Annotated in this window: 1 protein-coding gene; it reads left to right on the forward strand. The window is 45.9% G+C overall.

Going from position 1 to position 1,001, the window contains the following annotated elements; translation table 11 throughout:
• Nucleotides 1–36: 36 nt before the first annotated feature.
• Nucleotides 37–735, forward strand: coding sequence for a serine/threonine protein kinase (locus tag A3756_RS01470; protein WP_068552745.1), 699 nt, complete (start codon nt 37–39; stop codon nt 733–735).
• The last annotated feature ends 266 nt before the right edge of the window (nt 736–1,001 follow it).

Consider the following 1,001-nt stretch of genomic DNA (forward strand, 5'->3'; position numbering starts at 1 on the left):
ATTTAACCTAGACGATTCTCTAAGAGACAAGACACCTTGAGTTCACCTGATAACGAACATCCTTACGCACAACTTACACCCGACTTCGTACTCGACGCAGTCGAGTCAATCGGGCTATTTAGCGACTCTCGCATCCTTAGCCTTAACTCATATGAGAACAGGGTCTATCAGGTAGGAATTGAAGATGGCACGCCTATTATCGCTAAGTTTTATCGCCCCCAACGCTGGACGACTGAAGCCATTCTTGAAGAGCATGAATTTACCAGAAGCTTGCTAGAAAACGACATATCTGTCGTCCCACCGATGCTAATAAATGGCAGCACACTTCACGATTACCAAGATTTCCGTTTTGCATTATTTAAGCGCCAAGGCGGATATGCACCCGAGATTGAAATACCCGACACACTCTACCGAATCGGTTGTAACATCGGCCGAATACACCAGGTCAGTAACGCAGAAACCTTTAAGCACCGTCAAAACTTTTGCATCGAAAACTGGGCGATCAAGAGCAGACAGTTCTTGCTAGACAACGACTTTCTATCCAGATCGCTTCGACCGGCATACGAAACCTTAAGCCAAGACCTGATTGATAAGATGCAACATATATGGAAGAGCTGCCCATTCAACCCGATTAAACTTCACGGCGACTGCCACATTGGCAATATTCTTTGGCGTGAAGACCAAGCACACTTTGTCGATTTTGATGATTGCCTGAATGGCCCTGTTCTCATATGAGTTAAGGCTAAGGATGCGAGAGTCGCTAAATAGCCCGATTGACTCGACTGCGTCGAGTACGAAGTCGGGTGTAAGTTGTGCGTAAGGATGTTCGTTATCAGGTGAACTCAAGGTGTCTTGTCTCTTAGAGAATCGTCTAGGTTAAATACCGCTATTGTAGCATGGGAGGCGGCTTAGTGGCGGACTTAGTGTTGATATGCTTTCATGTGCTCTTTCAGTGCTTCCTGAGCTCGATAAAGGCGCATCTTAGTAGCACTTAGTTTTAG

The organism is Oleiphilus sp. HI0086 (genome assembly GCF_001635225.1).